The organism is Kribbella sp. NPDC049174 (assembly GCF_043197365.1).
Lineage (GTDB): Bacteria > Actinomycetota > Actinomycetes > Propionibacteriales > Kribbellaceae > Kribbella.
Window position 1 is genome coordinate 1655409 of record NZ_JBICSZ010000001.1, and the last position, 13733, is coordinate 1669141.

Annotated in this window: 14 protein-coding genes; 9 read left to right on the forward strand and 5 right to left on the reverse strand. The window is 68.0% G+C overall.

Annotation, left to right across the window (positions count from 1 at the left end; translation table 11 throughout):
* The first annotated feature begins 44 nt into the window (after positions 1-44).
* Positions 45-1535: a DUF2252 domain-containing protein gene (locus ACGFIF_RS07820; RefSeq protein ID WP_393152601.1), complete on the forward strand. Its 1491-nt coding sequence runs from the start codon at positions 45-47 to the stop codon at positions 1533-1535.
* A 64-nt stretch (positions 1536-1599) separates the two neighbouring features.
* On the opposite strand, the gene ACGFIF_RS07825 is transcribed toward ACGFIF_RS07820, so the two are convergent.
* Entirely contained in the window at positions 1600-1983 is a 384-nt protein-coding gene (locus tag ACGFIF_RS07825) for an SHOCT domain-containing protein (RefSeq protein ID WP_393152603.1), read from the reverse strand.
* A 162-nt stretch (positions 1984-2145) separates the two neighbouring features.
* Between ACGFIF_RS07825 and ACGFIF_RS07830 the strand changes: the two genes are divergently transcribed.
* From ACGFIF_RS07830 to dhaK, 5 genes are all read left to right on the forward strand, one after another.
* A complete protein-coding gene (locus ACGFIF_RS07830; protein ID WP_393152605.1) occupies positions 2146-2718 on the forward strand; it encodes an HdeD family acid-resistance protein in 573 nt (190 codons plus the stop codon).
* A gap of 104 nt (positions 2719-2822) precedes the next feature.
* Complete coding sequence (locus ACGFIF_RS07835; protein ID WP_393152607.1) at positions 2823-3680, forward strand: ketose-bisphosphate aldolase; 858 nt, start codon at positions 2823-2825, stop codon at positions 3678-3680.
* The gene (locus tag ACGFIF_RS07840) at positions 3677-4489 is read left to right on the forward strand and encodes an HAD-IA family hydrolase (RefSeq protein ID WP_393152609.1); all 813 of its coding nucleotides are present in this window, start codon (positions 3677-3679) and stop codon (positions 4487-4489) included. Before ACGFIF_RS07835 ends, ACGFIF_RS07840 begins: the two co-directional genes overlap by 4 nt.
* Entirely contained in the window at positions 4486-5130 is a 645-nt protein-coding gene (gene dhaL / locus ACGFIF_RS07845) for a dihydroxyacetone kinase subunit DhaL (RefSeq protein ID WP_393152611.1), read from the forward strand. The genes ACGFIF_RS07840 and dhaL overlap by 4 nt, the downstream gene beginning before the upstream one ends.
* The gene (gene dhaK / locus ACGFIF_RS07850) at positions 5127-6122 is read left to right on the forward strand and encodes a dihydroxyacetone kinase subunit DhaK (protein ID WP_393152613.1); all 996 of its coding nucleotides are present in this window, start codon (positions 5127-5129) and stop codon (positions 6120-6122) included. Before dhaL ends, dhaK begins: the two co-directional genes overlap by 4 nt.
* A gap of 15 nt (positions 6123-6137) precedes the next feature.
* Here dhaK and ACGFIF_RS07855 read toward each other — a convergent pair whose 3' ends face one another.
* Entirely contained in the window at positions 6138-7319 is a 1182-nt protein-coding gene (locus ACGFIF_RS07855; RefSeq protein ID WP_393152615.1) for a GAF domain-containing protein, read from the reverse strand.
* A 114-nt stretch (positions 7320-7433) separates the two neighbouring features.
* A complete protein-coding gene (locus ACGFIF_RS07860) occupies positions 7434-8294 on the reverse strand; it encodes an alpha/beta fold hydrolase (protein ID WP_393152617.1) in 861 nt (286 codons plus the stop codon).
* A gap of 145 nt (positions 8295-8439) precedes the next feature.
* On the opposite strand from ACGFIF_RS07860, the gene ACGFIF_RS07865 reads away from it, so the two are divergent.
* From ACGFIF_RS07865 to ACGFIF_RS07875, 3 genes are all read left to right on the forward strand, one after another.
* Positions 8440-9048 carry a TetR/AcrR family transcriptional regulator gene (locus tag ACGFIF_RS07865; protein WP_393152619.1) on the forward strand — a complete coding sequence of 203 codons (609 nt, stop codon included), beginning with the start codon at positions 8440-8442 and terminating at the stop codon, positions 9046-9048.
* Positions 9045-10046, forward strand: a complete 1002-nt coding sequence (locus ACGFIF_RS07870) for an NADP-dependent oxidoreductase (RefSeq protein ID WP_393152621.1) — start codon at positions 9045-9047, stop codon at positions 10044-10046. The genes ACGFIF_RS07865 and ACGFIF_RS07870 overlap by 4 nt, the downstream gene beginning before the upstream one ends.
* 135 nt (positions 10047-10181) lie before the next feature.
* Positions 10182-10685 carry a GyrI-like domain-containing protein gene (locus tag ACGFIF_RS07875; protein WP_393152623.1) on the forward strand — a complete coding sequence of 168 codons (504 nt, stop codon included), beginning with the start codon at positions 10182-10184 and terminating at the stop codon, positions 10683-10685.
* A gap of 28 nt (positions 10686-10713) precedes the next feature.
* Here ACGFIF_RS07875 and ACGFIF_RS07880 read toward each other — a convergent pair whose 3' ends face one another.
* Positions 10714-11373 (reverse strand): VOC family protein, encoded by a 660-nt coding sequence (locus tag ACGFIF_RS07880; protein ID WP_393152625.1) that lies wholly within the window; start codon positions 11371-11373, stop codon positions 10714-10716.
* A 16-nt stretch (positions 11374-11389) separates the two neighbouring features.
* Positions 11390-13426: a DEAD/DEAH box helicase gene (locus tag ACGFIF_RS07885; RefSeq protein ID WP_393152627.1), complete on the reverse strand. Its 2037-nt coding sequence runs from the start codon at positions 13424-13426 to the stop codon at positions 11390-11392.
* Between the last annotated feature and the right edge of the window lie 307 nt (positions 13427-13733).

The following is a 13733-nucleotide window of genomic DNA, read 5'->3' on the forward strand; positions in this document are numbered from 1 at the left end:
GAGCTGACGACCCGATTCGTCCACGACCGGAGGGGGCAGGCCGCATGGCTGCACGCACGAGCGCGAAGACGCGGACGGCGACGACCGCAACGACACCGGTCCGCGCCATCGGTGGATCGGTGTCCGCTATCCGCCACCTCGCACCGTCCGATCGGGCCCGCCTGGGACTCGCCGCCCGGGCAACGCTGCCGCCGCGTGAGCAGGGGGAACTGGTGCTGGCCCCGAACCGTCCGGATCCGGTCTCGCTGATCGAGGAGCAGGCTCGGTCCCGCGTGCCCGAACTCGTGCCGGTGCGGCACGGCAGGATGATGATGTCGCCCTTCGCCTTCTTCCGGGGCAATGCCCTCGGGATGGCAGCCGACCTCGGCGCGGGACCGGTGTCCGGTCTCCGGGTGCAGCTGTGCGGTGACGCCCACCTGTCGAACTTCGGAGTGTTCGGATCTCCCGAACGGCGATTGCTCTTCGACATCAACGATTTCGACGAGACGATCGCCGGTCCGTGGGAGTGGGACGTCAAACGTCTCGCCGCGAGCCTGTCGGTCGCGGGCCGTGGGAACGGGTTCTCGCGGAAGGAGCGTCGCAAGTGCGTCCTGGAGACGGCACGACGCTATCGCGATGCCAGTGCCGAGTTCGGGACGATGCGAACTCTCGACGTCTGGTACGCCCGCGCCGACATCGATGAGCTCGAGGAGGCGCTGCGCAACAAGATGAGTTCGAGCCGACGCAAGAATGTCGACCAAGCCTTGCTGAAGGCACGCGGCAGCGGAAGCCTCAAGGCTTTCGCCAAGCTGACCGAGATGACCGATGACGGGGTCCGGATCAAGGCCGATCCGCCGTTGCTCGTGCCGATCGGCGACCTGCTGCCCGACGCCGGCCGGGAAGAGCTCGAGACGGGGATCAAGGAGCTGCTGAACCTCTACCGGCGGACGCTGTCGAACGAGCGACGGGCACTGTTCGACGAGTTCGAGTTCGTCGACATGGCTCGCAAGGTGGTCGGGGTGGGCAGCGTCGGCACGCGGTGCTGGATCGTGCTGCTGCGCGGCAGGGACAACGGTGATCCGCTCTTCCTGCAGATCAAGGAGGCCGGGCCCTCGGTGCTCAAGACGAAGGTGCCCCCAGCGCTCAGGCAGCGGTCCGCTCCCAGGAACGAGGGGGAGCGCGTGGTGTTGGGGCAACGACTGATGCAGGCGGCCAGTGACATCTTCCTGGGCTGGCAGCGGGTCGAAGGCATCGATGGGCAGGTCCGGGACTTCTACGTGCGGCAGTTGCGCGACATGAAGGGGTCGGCCGCCGTGGAGCGGATGGATCCGGGCGGCATGACGATGTACGGCCAACTCTGCGGCTGGACGCTCGCCAGGGCACATGCCCGGACCGGAGACAGGATCGCCTTGGCCACCTACCTCAACAGCGACGACGCGTTCCCCGAGGCGATGGTCGAGTACGCCGAGGAGTACGCGGACCTGAACGAACGCGACTACCGGGCCTTCGTCGACGCCATCGAGAGCGGACGTCTCGAGGCCGAGACCGGGTTGTAGCCCCGGGCATCAACCAGCCGACCGGCCCGCCTGGTACCACAGGCAGGCCGGTGGCCGGGTCGGCTCAGACGGCCAGCGCCTTCGCCTTGAGGCTGTCGAACTCCGACTGCGAGATGGTGCCCTTGTCGAGTAGCGCGCTGGCCTGGGCGATCTGGTCGGTCGGGCTGGCGGAGGCGCTCGCGACCTGCCGGATGTAGGCGTCCTGCTCCTTCTGGGCGGCAGCCTGGCTGCTGACCATCCGGTCCGCCATACCGCGGCCGCGCACGATCACGTAGACCAATGCGGTGAGCAGCGGGAGGAAGAGCAGGGCGACGAGCCAGACGGCCTTGACCAGCCCGGAGGCTTCGCGGTCGCGGAACAGGTCCATCACGATCGAGAACAGCATCATCAGGTAGGCGGTGAACGCGAAGGCGATGACGATGAACCACACAATGTCCCAGAAACTCATGGCAGCGTCCTTTCTGCGGGCGCGAAAGCGCCTCGGGTCAACCGTGGCGGCTCGCGACCGGAGCGTCCTCACCTCTCATGGATGATCTTCTGGGCCCCGATCCGGACCATCATGAGGCTGATCGCACGCCTTTCGCCGTGCGGAGGCCGGGGAGGTCGGGACATGGATCGGGAGCAGTTCACGTCGAGTTGGAAGATGCTGGTGGTCCGCGGGGCGATCGGCATCGTGTTCGGGATCCTGGCGATCGTCTGGCCGCTCGAGACGGCGACCGCACTGGTGCTGCTCTGGGGATTCTGGGTGCTGCTGGAAGGCATCAGCCTGCTGGTCGAGGCGTTTCAGTCCAAGACGCAGGGGAGCCGCCTGGGGCGCGCGGTCCTGGGGGTGATCGCGGTGATCGTGGCGTTCTTCGCGATCTTCAGCCCGGGCGTGACGGCGGAGGCTCTGACCTGGATCGTCGGCATCTGGCTCATCATCCGCGGGCTGTTCGAGATCTTCACGGCCTTCAGCAATTACCGGCTCACACCACGCTGGTTACTCCTCGTGGGCGCCGCGTTCTCGATCCTGCTGGGCGTGTTCTTCGTCGCCAACCCGGGCCGCGGCGTCGTGGGCATCGCCGTCTGGCTCGGCCTCATCGCGCTGTGCTGGGGTGTGGTCTTCGTCGTGATGGGCTTCCTGCAGCGTCGCGAACACGCCTGGCCGGCCCCCGCCGACCCAGCCGACCCGGCCACAGCCTGATTCGTCACGAACCCGCAGCCGCCTGACCGGGTGCAGCACTTTTGCAGCGTCCGGGGAGGCAGGCTGACTCCGAGCGGTGAAACGGGCCGCGGAGAGGAGCGATCATGCCTGTCGCACAGCTGAAGGAACTGGTCGACGAGGCGCTGGCCAAGGGATACGCCGTACCGGCGATCAACGTGGTCGACGAGCTCAGCCTGCAGGCGGTTGTCGACGCGGCCGTCGAGCTGCGCTCCCCGCTCATCGTGCAGACCTCCGTCAAGACCGTGAAGGCGGTCGGCCGCGACGTCCTGAAGGCGATGTTCGACGCGATCGTCGCGCCGGTCCCGGTACCGGTCACCCTCCACCTCGACCACTGTCCCGACCGGGCCGTCATCAGCTCGTGCCTCGCGGCGGGCTGGAACTCCGTCCTGTTCGACGCCTCGGCGCTCCCGGTCGAGGAGAACCAGCGCCAGACCGTCGAGGTCGTCGCCGAGGCCAGAGGGTACGGCGCTCACGTCGAGGGCGAGATCGAGGGCATCACCGGTGTCGAGGACGGAGTGGGTTCCGACGCGGAGTCTCAGCGACAGTCCCTCGAGGTCGCGACCCGGTTCGTCCGGACGACCGGCGTCGATGTCTTCGCACCGGCGATCGGCAATGCCCACGGCATCTACCACTCCACTCCCGACCTGGACAACCAGCGGATCACCGACCTGGTGGCGGCGACCGGCATCCCGATGGCGTTGCACGGCGGTTCGGGGCTGACTCGTGAGCAGTTCCAGGACCTGATCGGCCGGGGTTGCGCGAAGGTCAACATCTCCACCGCCCTGAAGGTCGCCTACATGACGTCGTCACTCGAGCACCTCGAGCAGGCGCGAGCCACGAACAAGTGGGATCCGCCGTCGCTGTTCCGCCACATCCACGTGGCCGTCAAGACGATGGCAGCCGAGCACATCGAGATGTTCGGCAGCGGCGGTAAGGCATGACCGCGCTCATCTTCGACTGCGACGGCGTACTCGGGGACACCGAACGCGACGGGCACCTGCCGGCGTTCAACGCGACCTTCGAACAGTTCGGGCTCCCGGTCCGGTGGTCTGTCGAGGACTACGGCCGCCTGCTCCGCATCGGTGGTGGCAAGGAACGCCTGGTCACTGTGCTGGATGACCCGGCCGTCTGGCGGGCGGCAGGATCCCCGGCGACGGCCGACGAGCGCGCCGAGGTCGTGGCGACCTGGCATCGAGCCAAGACGAAGACTTTCACCGACCTGGTCGCCGCCGGGGTGATCCCGCCGCGTCCCGGGGTACGACGGGTCATCACCGACGCACTGCGGGAGGGGTGGACGGTGGCGGTGGCGTCGACGTCGGCGGAACCGTCGGTCCGTGCCGTTCTCGCCGGTGCGGTCGGCGATGAGGTCGCGGCCACGATCCCGGTGTTCGCGGGTGACGTCGTACCGCGGAAGAAGCCTGATCCTGCGGTCTACCAGTTGGCGCTCGAGAAGCTCGCGCTGGATCCCACCGACAGTCTCGTGGTCGAGGATTCGCGCAACGGACTGCTTGCCGCCGTCGGGGCCGGGCTGGCGACGGTCGTGACCGTCAGCGGCTACACGCGGGACGAGGACTTCACCGAAGCGGCGCTTGTCGTCACCAGCCTGGGCGATCCCGACGGAGAGCGGCTCGAGGTACTCGCGGATCCCTGGGGGGTACGGCCGGTCGACACACTCGGCCTCGCCGATCTCGCCCGGTTGGCCGGCAGCCGGCCGACGGCGCGCCAGGACACGGAAGGAGGCTCGACATGACGGACAGCTGGGGCGAGGTCGACCTCGTCATCACCACGATCATCGACACCTGCCTGGCCAACGAGAAGTACTTCGGCGACCTGGACTCGGTGGTCGGCGACGGGGACTTCGGATACTCACTGGCCCGCGGTTTCGAGAAGCTGCAGGCGCAGTACGACGAACTCGACCGGACCGACATCGGGACGTTCCTGAAGAGGGTCGGGATGCTGGTGACGTCCCGGATCGGTGGTACGTCGGGACCGATCTGGGGGACCGCGTTCCTGCGTGCGGGGATGGCCGCCGGCGCGACCACCTCCCTGGACGGCGCCGCTGTCGTGGCGATGCTGCGCGCGGCCGTGGAGGGCATCAAGACCCGCGGCGGCGCCGAGCTGGGGGAGAAGACCCTGCTCGACGCGCTGGTCCCGATGACGGACGCGATGGAAGAAGCCCTCGCCGCCGGCGCGAGCAGTGACGAGGTCGTCGACCGGGCCGCGGTGGAGGCCCGAGCAGCCGCCGACGCGACGGCGGAGCTGGTCGCGAAACGCGGCCGAGCCGCCTACACGGGTGAGCGGAGCCGTGGATCGGTCGACGCCGGGGCCACCGCCGTCGCCGTGATCATCGAGCAGATCGCAGAGGTCTGGAAGACAAGGGAGTCCCGATGAAGAAGTTCGTCAACAATCCGCAGGACTATGTGCCGGAGATGCTGCGGGGGATCGCGTTGGCCAATCCGGACACGCTGAAGTACGTCCCGGAGTACAACCTCATCATGCGGACGGACGCGCCCCGCGACGACAAGGTCTCGATCGTCCAGGGCTCGGGGTCCGGGCACGAACCCGCGCACGTGATGACCGTCGGCAAGGGCATGCTGGACGCTGCCTGCCCCGGTGACGTTTTCGCGGCACCACCGATGGATTACGTGTACGAGACCACCAAGCTGCTCGCGTCCGAGAAGGGCGTGCTCCTGCTGGTCAACAACTACACCGGTGACCGGATGGCGTTCGACATGTCGCAGGAGCTGAGCCAGGCCGACGGGCTGAACGTGCGCACGCTGATCATCGACGACGACGTCGCGGTCAAGGACTCGACCTACACCGTCGGCCGGCGCGGGGTGGCCGGCAACTTCTTCGTGATGAAGGCGGTCGGGGCGGCCTCCGAGCAGGGTGCGGATCTCGACGAGCTGGTCCGGATCGGGGAGAAGGTCAACTCGGTCACCCGGACGATGGGGATGGCGCTGACGGCCTGTACGCCGCCGGCCAAGGGCTCACCGCTGTTCGAGCTCGGCGCCGACGAGATGGAGATGGGGGTCGGCATCCACGGTGAGCCGGGCCGCAGTCGCGAGAAGCTCGCGTCGGCGAACGAGATCATCGACCAGATGCTCGAGGCGGTCCGCTCCGACCTGCCGTACGAGTCCGGTGACGACGTCGCGGTGATGATCAACGGCCTGGGCGGAACGCCGATCAGCGAGTTGTACCTGCTCTACGGCCGGGCCCACCAGGTGCTCACCGACCAGGGGATCAACGTACGGCGCAACTACGTCGGGGAGTACTGCACATCCCTCGACATGGCCGGTGCCTCCGTCACGCTGGTGAAACTCGACGACGAGATCGACGGTCTGCTCTCGGCTCCGGCGGAGATCGCGATCCGGGTGTTCTGAGTCCTGGGTGATTGCTCAGCCTTCGGTCCGGGCCTGGTCCAGTCCGTACTCGGCGCGAAGACGGCGTACCTCGGACTGGGCCGCGGGCCAGAGCGGGGAGGTGGGCGACATCAGCATCAGCTGGCGTTCCCAGGCGGCCAGGTCGTTCACTCCAGTGTACGAGCGGGTCCACGCCGCGACCACGTCCACGTCGTACGTCTGCAGGACGGCGGCCCGGATCCGGTTCTCCAGCCGGTTCCGGGAGGCCACCACGCCAGGTGCGTCGGACTGCGGCAGCAGCGGTCCCACGTAGCGACGCAGAGCCGACGACAACAGGTGGGAGTCGAGGTCGTCAGCTGTTTCGAGCCAGTCCGCGGCGATGTCCGGGTGCAGGCGGTACGGACGTGACTCGACGATGTCGGCACCGAGGAGGGCGCGCAGGCGGGTGACCTCGCCCCGGAGCGATGACCGGTGGTCGTCCTCGCCGTACAGCGCGTCCGACAGCTCGTCGGCGCTCAGGCCCTCCGGGTGTTCGGCCAGCAGGACGACGATGTCGCTGTGCCGTCGGCTGAGCCGGAGGTCGCGGCCGTCGAGGTGTACCTCGGCGTCCGGCCGTCCGAGCGCCGAGATCCGCATTCGGCGGGCCGAGTCGCCCAGGACTCTGCGAAGGGTCATCAAGCGGCCCAGCTCGGCCTCGGCCATCCGGGCCGCGGCCCGCACCATCGCCAGCGACTGCGGTGAACTGGCATCGGCCGTGCCGGTGATGTCGACGACGCCGAGCACCCGCTGGGTCTCCGGGTCGTAGATCGGGGCGGCCGCGCATGACCACGGCTGCACCAGCAGAGTGAAGTGCTCAGCGGACCGGATCTGCACCGGGCCGGAGACCTCCAGCGATGTGCCGAGGGCGTTGGTGCCAACCTGTCGCTCGGCCCACCACGCGCCCTCGGTGAAGTGGATGCTGTCCGCGGCGCGAAGCACGTCGGGACGTCCACACACCCACAACAGCCGGCCGTCACTGTCGCCGACCGCCATCACGCAGTCACTGTCCTCAGCGGCTCGACCCAGTACGTCGTACAGCATCGGGAAGACCGCTGACAGCGGGTGCTCGGCCCGGTACGCCGCCAACTCGTCGGCTCCGAAGGCGAACGGGGCCGCGGCGTCGGACTGGAGCCCGGCCGCGATTGACCGCCCCCACGAGGCCGCGACAAGTCCCCGCACCTGCCGGCCCCCACCTTCGAGGAACTCTTCGTGTCGGCGGTGCAGCCACCGGTCGACAGAATCCACCCCTCAAGAAAACTGCCGAACCCCCCGAAAGTCCAGCCCGCCGACCTGTCAGAGGAACTCCAGGGCGCGCTTGACGAAGTCCTGGTGGAACTGGAAAACCCCGCCGTGTCCGGCGTCGGGATAGATGACGAGCTCGCTGTTGGGCAGGCGCCGGTCGAGGTCGAAGCTGTTCGTGGTGGGGACCATCTTGTCGCTCTCACCGTTGGCGACGAGCACCGGCTGGTGGATGGTGGCGAGGTTCGCCGGCTTCTGCAGTCCCCAGCGGTGGATGGCCTTGAGCTGGGCGCGGAACGCGCGCACGGTGATGGCCTTGTCGCGGTCGTTCGTGCGTTCCTCGAGCCGGGCCAGGAATTCCTTGCCGGCGCTGATTCCGTTGGGCGTCCTGGTGAAGAAGAGGAACTGCTTGGGGTCCTGGCGGGTGAGCAGTCCGCGCGCGGTGTCGAGGTAGGAGATCCGGGTCACCTTGTCGATGCCCACGCCGCCGGCAGGGCCGGTTCCGGCGATGATCATCTTGCGCACGAGCTGCGGCTCCTCGTGCGCGATCGCCTGGGCGATCATGCCGCCCATGGAGAAGCCGAACAGGTCGACCTGCTCGAGGCCCAGGGCACGGATGAAGGTGACGGCGTCCCTGGCCATCTCCTCGATGGTCGTCGGCGTCGACCCGCTGGTGGCGCCGACGCCGCGGTTGTCGAACGTGATGACCCGATGCTGCGCGGCGATGCCGTCGACGACCCGCGGGTCCCAGTTGTCGAGTACGGCGGCCAGGTGGGTGAGGAAGACAACAGGTACCTCGGTGTCCGGGCCGAGCTCTCGGTAGGCGAACTGCACTCCTGCCGCGGAGATCGTGCGGGTAGGGGCGTCCTGCCACGCTGTCGTCACGTGGTTGTGCACGGCTGGTGACTCGTTCATCTCGGTTCCTTCGGTCGGTGCACAGCTGCTGGTGCAGTCGTGCTTGTGTTTTAAAGTATGATCATAATATTATTGGTCTCGCAAGGGCTTACGGACGTAATACAATCGGCGGGGGAGTGTCCCTTCCCGGCGAGTGGAGGCACAGATGGCGCGGTACGGCAAGGAACACAAGCAGGCGACGCGGCTGCGGATCACCGAGACGGCCGGCCGTCGGTTCAAGCGCGACGGCATCGACGGCTCAGGGATCGCAACGCTGATGGCGGACGCCGGGCTGACCAATGGCGCCTTCTACGCCCACTTCGAGTCCAAAGACGAGCTGGTCGCGACGATCGTCGGCGATCAGCTCCGCGGGCAGCGCGAGTGGATCAGGGGTACGGCAACCGACCGCGCCGGAGTTGAGCAGATCGTGCGTGAGTACCTGTCACCCGCTCACCGCGACAACCCCGAAGAAGGCTGCCCGGCCGCTGCGCTCCTCGACGAGATCGGGCGCTGCCCGGACACGACCAAGCAGGCCTACACCGATGGCGTTCTGACGTTCATCGACGACATCGCCGCCGTGCTGGCGCCGCACGATCCACAGTCGGCGCGGGCTCAGACGCTCAGCGTCTACGCATTGCTGGTCGGCACGATGCAACTGTCCCGCGCCCTGGCCGACCAGCAGCTCTCCGACCAGGTCCTCGAGCAAGGCATCCAGAACGCCCTCGCCTTGCTCGCGACCACCCAGGAGCGCCGATCGGAGCCGAAGAAGTCATGAAAGCGTTCATCATCGATCGCTACAAGAGCAAGGACGGCATCCGGGCCGCCGAGATGCCGGCTCCCGAGCTGAGGGACAACGACGTTCTGGTCGAGATCCATGCCGCCGGTGTGAACCCGATCGACGCCAAGATCAGGGACGGCGAGTTCAAGCTCGTCCTGCCCTACCGCCTGCCGTTGATCCTGGGCAACGACCTGGCCGGCGTCGTCGTCCGGGTCGGGTCCGGTGTGCAGCGATTCAAGCCGGGCGACGAGGTCTACGCGCGACCGGACAAAGACCGGATCGGCGCCTTTGCGGAGTACGTCGCGGTCGATGAAGGCGACCTGGCGGCAAAGCCTGAGTCGCTCTCGATGGAACAAGCCGCTGCCCTTCCGATGGTCGTGCTGACGGCGTGGCAGGCGCTGGTCGAGCGAGCGAACGTGAGGCCAGGACAGAAGGTGCTGATTCACGCGGGTTCGGGCGGCGTGGGAACAGCCGCGATCCAGCTGGCCAAACATCTCGGTGCAACGGTGGCCACGACGACGAGCACCGCCAATGTCGACCTGGTGAAGAGCCTCGGCGCCGACGTGGTCGTCGACTACAAGCAGCAAGATTTCGAAGCGGTCCTGCACGACTACGACGTCGTACTCGACCCCCTCGGTGGAGAGACGCTCGAGAAATCCCTCCGAGTTCTCCGGCCCGGCGGGACGGTCATCGGGATCTCCGGTCCGCCGGATGCGGACTTCGCGCGCGAGATCGGAGCATCGTGGTTCTTGAGGCTCGCCATGACGCTGCTGAGCTACCGAATCAGGAGGCTGGCGCGACGACGTGGGGTGCGCTATTCGTTCCTGTTTATGCGGGCAAGTGGAGACCAACTGCGCAAGATCACCCCGATCATCGACGAAGGCGCCATCCGCCCGGTCCTGGACAGGACCTTCCCCTTCGCGTCGACCAAAGAAGCACTGGCGTATGTCGAAACCGGCCGCGCACAGGGCAAGGTCGTCGTCACCATGAGGTGACTCGGTGATGGCGAGGACGGCTTCGTTGCCGGCGGCACGGAAGACGATCTGGGGCTGAACGTTTGGGAGCTGACACTTGACCTTGCCCCAGGGGAAGGCGCGATCCTGGGAGGCCTTGCAGACTGAGAGGAACGGATGGATCTACTCGAACCGCCTCGGGTTGTCGAGCGGCCGGAGCGGGACTATCTCGGCATCCGCGTGGTCACACCCTTCCGCGGCATGTTGAGCACCCGGAACGAGCTGATCGACGAGCTCGACGGCTGGCTCCGCAGTCAGGGGATCGACGACGTCGGCCCGTTCCTCCTTCGTCTGCATGTGATCGACATGAGCGGTCCGATGGACCTGTCGGTGGGCGTGGTCACCCCGGGCCCGCTCGCCGGCGACGCTCGCGTCCAGCCGGCCAGACTGCCGGCCGGTCGCTACGCGACGCTGACCTACCGCAACCATTCCCTCCGCGCGAACCGGGCCCTGATCGAGTGGGCCGCCGCGCACGACCTCGCCTTCGATCGGTGGGATGTTGCCGAGGGCGACCATTTCGCCTGCAGGTACGAGGCTTTCCGCACCGATCCCCGCACCGAACCGCGGAAGACGAAATGGGAGGTCGAACTCAACTTCCGCCTCGCCGACCCGGCAGGCTAGACCGGACATTTGCTTGCCGAGGACAACCTCAGGACGGCAGGAAGGTCATTCGGTTGCCGTCCGGGTCGTGGGCGTCTGGACGGGGGTCGGTCGCGATCAGACCGAGGTGATTGATCGGGGTCGGTGCCGGCGGGAAGGACTCGCAGAGTCTGACCGCGTCGTCGCCGATCCGGAACGTTGGTTCGTCCGACGGCACCCGCTCCATGCCGAGGTGCGTGCCGTAGAACTCGATCGCCGCGTCGAGATCAGGTGCGGCCAGTGCGACGAACGACAGGCGTCGTACCGGACCCGAGGCGATCGGTGGAATCCGGAACTCCTCCGAACGCTGCAGGAGTTCGATCCGTACGCCGTTCGGGTCGGAAAGGAACCCGAGTCGGCCCTGCCCGCTCCCGGCCGTCCTGGGCGCCGAGAGCTCGGCGTACCCCAAGCCGATCAGCCGCGCGTAGTCCGCGTCCAGATCGTCGGTCATGAACCCGACATGGTTCAGCCCGTAACCGGCCTCCGGATCCGGATCCTCGTGGTGCAGGAGCTCCACCAGCCCGGTGGCGATCTGGACGTGGACGCGGTTGACCCGGCTGGTGGTCATGAACAACCGATCGACCACCTCGGCCCCGATCCCGGCGTAGAACGCCAGGCTCGCATCCACGTCCCTGACCCGGCCACCGACATGGTTCAGCTCATAGATCACCTGTCGAGGATAGCGTTTACCCAGCGGCTGACAAGGCGTTGGTCAGGAGCGTGACGAGGGCCTCGAGCTGCAGGTCGGCCGAGGACGAGAGCTCCTCGTCGGAACCGTCGAGGGCTTTGGCGGCCAGGCCGGCCTTGGAGTCGATCAGATCGGCGATCCGGGTGTCGATGGTCTGGGCCGCGATGATGCGCCACGCGGTGACCGGCTCCTCCTGGCCGATCCGGTGGACGCGGTCGATGGCCTGGGTCTGCTCCGCGTTGGTCCAGGAGAGCTCGGCGAGTACGACGTTCGACGCGACCTGGAGGTTGATACCCACGCCGGCGGTCAGCAGCGAGCAGACCGCGATCGAGACCTCTGGATCGTTGACGAACGCGTCGATGTTCTTCTGCCGGCTCTTCGCGGTCTGGTCACCCCGGATCGAGGAGTAGGCGATGCCGCGCTCGGCGAAGAGGTTCTCGGCGGCGTCCATCACCTCGATGTGCCGGGCGAAGAAGACGACCTTGCCGACGTTGTGCGCGAGCTGCGCGGCGTAGTCGGCGGCCAGCCCGGCCTTCGCCCGGCCGATCCGCCGGACCAGGCTGAACACGTTCTCGCCGGTCTTCGAGTCCGGATCGGCCCGCTCCCAGCCGGCCACCCGCCGGACCAGGTCATGGTCGATCCCGTCCACGACCTCGCCGGACTCGCGGGTCGCGAGTGCGCTCCGGTAGCGCGAGACGAGGCGGTTGGTGAGCTCGCGTTCGGCGTCGCGGATGGACCGGCCGGCGGCGTCGTCGAGCTCGACGGGCAGGTCGGCGATGCGGCGGGCCGGGATGTCGGCGGCCACGTCGACCTTGCGCCGGCGGACGATGCCGAGGTCGATCACACTGGCGCGGGCGGCCGCGTAGAACCCGGGATCCGCCGGTGTCAGACCGCTGTCCTCGAGCGCTTCCATCAGTTCCGCGCCCGGCTTGTTCCCGTCGATCCAGCCGAGGAACTGCCAGATCGCGGTGAAGTCCTCGATGTCGTTGATCAGCGGCGTACCGGTGAGCGCCATCAGCAGCGGACGCCCGGTCCGGCTCCGGATCCGCTCGGACAGCCGCAGTACGTTCTGCGACCGCTGGGACTTCTTGTTCTTGATGAAGTGCGCCTCGTCGACCACCATGCCGCGGAAGCCGAGCTCGCCGAGCCAGCCGACGTGCCGGTCGAGCACCTCGTAGTTCACCACGACGATGTCGGCGAAGCCGTCGATCGTGTCGCCGTCGCCGTGGATCACGGTGGCGGTCCGGCGCGGAGTCCAGAGGCCGGCCTCGCGAGCCCAGTTGGTCTTCACGACGTTCGGTACGACGGCCAGCAGCGGATAGGCGTTGGCGGCCTGCGCGGCGAGCAGGGCCTGAGCGGTCTTGCCCAGGCCGGGCTCGTCGGCCAGCAGGAAGGTCCGATGGCCACCCGCGGCAGCCGCGACCAGGCGCGCCTGGTGTGGCATCAGGTCGGTGCCGGAGGCGGTCCGCAGGGACATGGGGTTGGGCAGGGTCTTGGTCGACGAGGCGGTGGCGTACTCGAACGACTTGAGCAGCGGGCCGATCAGCTCCCAGCCGGCCAGCCGCCGCGCCTGTGGCTCGCGGGGCGCCGCGGAGCTGAAGTCGGGAGCGAGGAAGGGATTGGCGAGTTGCCGGGAGACGACCGACTGCGGCACGACCTGGCGTGCGTTCGTCGGCGGGGCGGCCGTCGGCGCTTTGACGGTCGGCTCGTCGTCGGGCGGTTCGACCCCGGCCGACACCAGCATCTCGCGCTTGAGCGAGGTGGCCGCCGGGGACACGACCGCGTCCTCGGCGAGCAGCGCCAGCAGGGATGGCTCGAGGGCCGCGGTCTTGGCGAGGATCGTCGCGATCCCGTCGAGACGACGGAGTTGCTCGGCGCGGTAGGTGTCGCTCGCGGCCGGGTCCGAGTTCACCCGGGCCCGCTCCTCGCGCACCAGCAGGGCGATGACCTGGAACTTCGTCCGGATCGACGGCCGCACGGCCGAGCGCTCGACGGCTCCCTCGACCTCCCGCACGGCACGGGCGAGCACCGGCATCAGGCCTTCGACCTCGACATCGCGAACACGACGCCGACGTCGCGTTGTGGCACTACGGGTAGCGTCGGACTGACGCCGGCCTCGCTGGGCCAAGATCCCCTCCTCAGAACTGCCGCGACATCCTTGCCGCGGCGGCACGCACCACCGCACCGCAGCACACCGTCGACGAGATGCCCCGGCCGGGTCTCCCGGGCGGTCACCTGCGAGCGATCGACGTGCGGAATTCCGGCGGGACCCGCCACCGGGGTGGGACCGACGCCCACTGGTGGAGGGCCGTGAGTTCCTGCTCGAGGCGCAGCCGTCGCGG